At 73.9% G+C, this 2,659-nt stretch carries 3 protein-coding genes; 2 read left to right on the forward strand and 1 reads right to left on the reverse strand.

All coding sequences use genetic code 11. The features are described from left to right. The coding region (locus HGA02_RS15790) for an L-rhamnose mutarotase (protein ID WP_168680032.1) at positions 1–396 on the reverse strand (396 nt) is incomplete at its 3' end. 237 nt (positions 397–633) lie between these two features. Between HGA02_RS15790 and HGA02_RS15795 the strand changes: the two genes are divergently transcribed. Both HGA02_RS15795 and HGA02_RS21740 read left to right on the forward strand, forming a co-directional pair. Continuing rightward, on the forward strand, positions 634–1,677 hold the full coding sequence (locus tag HGA02_RS15795; RefSeq protein WP_168680034.1) for a LacI family DNA-binding transcriptional regulator: 1,044 nt from the start codon (positions 634–636) through the stop codon (positions 1,675–1,677). A gap of 74 nt (positions 1,678–1,751) precedes the next feature. Then, the coding region (locus HGA02_RS21740) for a Gfo/Idh/MocA family oxidoreductase (protein ID WP_168680036.1) at positions 1,752–2,659 on the forward strand (908 nt) is incomplete at its 3' end.

The raw sequence follows: 2,659 nt of genomic DNA on the forward strand, positions 1-2,659 counted from the left end.
GTCGTCGCCGGCGCGGTCCGGGTCGGCGTGCGGCGAGCGCGCGGTCGACGGCGTCGTCGGGAGCCCGGCGGCGCGCAGCTGGTCCTCGAGGTGGAAGACCTCGTCGAGCACCTGGAACCCCTCGTCGGGGTTGCCGTCGGCGACGAAGAACTCGGCCATCTCGGCCTGCCAGCGCGGGTTGACGGCGGTGCGCGCCATCGCCTCCTGCGCGGCGGCGTAGTCGTCGGTCTCGAGGTGCCCGACGAGGAGCCCGTCGCGCGCCAGGTACAGGGAGTAGTCGCGCCACCCGGTGTCGCGGAGCGCCTCGAGCATCTCCGGCCACACGGCGGCGTGCCGTGCGCGGTACTCGTCGAGGCGGTCCGGGCGGACCCGGGAGACGAAGCAGACTCGCGTCACGGCCTGCCTCCGATCGTCGCGTCGTTGAAACGATTCATCGCGTAGCACTCTAGAAACGGGCCGTCCCGGGCGTCAACCCTTCCGGGCACATCGGTTCGGGAAGCCCTTTCCCGTCGCAGCGTACTGCGCTCGCCCCAACCCGCGGCGCGCCGGGAGACCGCCGACCGGTCGTGCCGACGGTCGGCCCGGAGCCGCCGATACCATCGGGGCGCGAGGACGCAGAGCGGAGGACCACGGATGGCCACCACGACCCGGGGACGAGCGGAACGCCGCCCGTCGATCACCGACGTCGCCAAGCGCGCGGGCGTGAGCGTCGGCACCGTGTCGAACGTCCTCAACCGCCCCGACCAGGTCACCCCGACCACGCGCGACCGCGTGCAGGCCGCGATCGACGAGCTGCAGTTCGTCCGCAACGCGTCCGCCCGTCAGCTGCGGGCCGGCACGATCCAGACCGTCGGCGCGATCGTCCTCGACATCGCGAACCCGTTCTTCACCGAGGTCGCGCGCGGCGTCGAGGACCGGCTCGCGGCCGAGGACTACACGCTCATGCTGTCGTCGTCGGACGAGGACCCCGAGCGCGAGTCGCGCTACCTGCGGCTGTTCGAGGAGCACGGTGTGCAGGGCGTCATGGTGACGCCGTCGGCCGGGTCGATCGACGCGCTGCTCGCGGCACGCGACCGCGGCGTCGACGTCGTCCTGCTCGACGCGACGTCGCCGTTCGACGACATCTCCTCGGTCGCGGTCGACGACGTGCGGGGGGCGGCCCTCGCGATCGAGCACCTCGTCGCGCTCGGGCACCGGCGCATCGCGTTCGTCAACGGCCCGCTGAGCATCCGCCAGTGCGCCGACCGCCGCGCCGGCGTCCTCCAGGCGCTGCACGCGGCCGGGCTGGACCCCGAGCAGGCGCTCGTCGAGGTCACCATCGGGTCGCTCAACGCGGACGGCGGCGAGGAGGGCATCGCGCAGGTGCTCGACGAGGCCGACCGGCCGACCGCGGTGTTCTGCGTCAACGACCTCGCGGCCCTCGGCGTGCTGCGCGGGCTGCGGGCGCGCGACGTGGCCGTGCCGGCCGAGATGGCCGTCGTCGGGTACGACGACGTGACGTTCGCGTCGATGCTCACCGTGCCGCTCACGTCGGTCCGGCAGCCGACGCACCAGCTCGGCTGGACCGCCGCCGACCTGCTGCTCCGCCAGCGCACCGAGGGTGAGCGGTTCCAGCACCAGCGGGTGCAGTTCCAGCCGGAGCTGGTCGTGCGGGGCTCGTCGGACCCGAAGGCCTGACGGTCTCCCCTTGGACAGGAGGCAAGCGCTTCCCCGTACAGTGAGACGATTCAATCCGTCGCAAAGGAGCGCACGTGACCGACTCGACCTCCGCACCCGACGCCGTGCTCCGCGTCGCGATCGTCGGCACGGGCGCCATCGCGCACGCCCACCAGCAGGTCCTCGACGCCGACCCCGGCACGACCGTCGTCGCCGTCGCGGACCCGAACCCCGAGGTCCGGGACGTCTTCGCGGACCGGTACGGGATCCCCGGGCGGTACGGCTCGCTCGACGAGCTCCTCACCGCCGAGGCCGTCGACGTCGTCCACCTGTGCACCCCGCCCGGCCTGCACCGCGACCAGGCGATCACCGCGCTGCGCGGCGGCGCGCACGTCGTCTGCGAGAAGCCGCCCGTTCTGTCGCTCGCCGACCTCGACGCCGTGCTCGACGTCGCGCGTGAGGCGGGGCGCGAGTACGCGGTCGTCTTCCAGCAGCGCACCGGCACGGCCGTCGGGCACGTGCAGCGGCTGCTCGCCGACGGCGCGCTCGGCCGCCCGCTCGTGGGCGTCTGCCACACGCTCTGGTACCGGCGGCAGGAGGACTACTACGCCGTGCCGTGGCGCGGGAGGTGGGCGACCGAGGGCGGCGGTCCCCTGCTCGGGCTCGGCATCCACCAGCTCGACCTGCTCGCGTTCCTGCTCGGCGACTGGGCGGAGGTCGACGCGCGCGCGTTCCGCCTGGACCGCGACCTCGAGACCGAGGACACGTCGACGGCCGTCGTGCGGTTCGCGAACGGCGCGGTCGTGTCCGTCCTGACGACCGCGCTCGCACCCCGGCAGACGAGCTACGTGCGCGTCGACACGACGCTCGGCACCGTCGAGGTCGAGCACCTGTACGGGCACGACGCCCGCTCGTGGCGGCTCACGCCCGCCCCGGCCGTGACGGGCGGCCCCGCCGTGCCCGCGCCGGACTCCTGGGCCCTGCCCGCCGACGACGAGCCCAG

The organism is Cellulomonas septica, assembly GCF_012396155.1.
Taxonomy (GTDB): domain Bacteria; phylum Actinomycetota; class Actinomycetes; order Actinomycetales; family Cellulomonadaceae; genus Cellulomonas; species Cellulomonas septica.

Bases quoted from the DNA above. Each gene is read 5' to 3' on its own strand.
- HGA02_RS15795 (WP_168680034.1), top strand. From the start codon at position 634: ATGGCCACCACGACCCGGGGACGAGCGGAACGCCGCCCGTCGATCACC.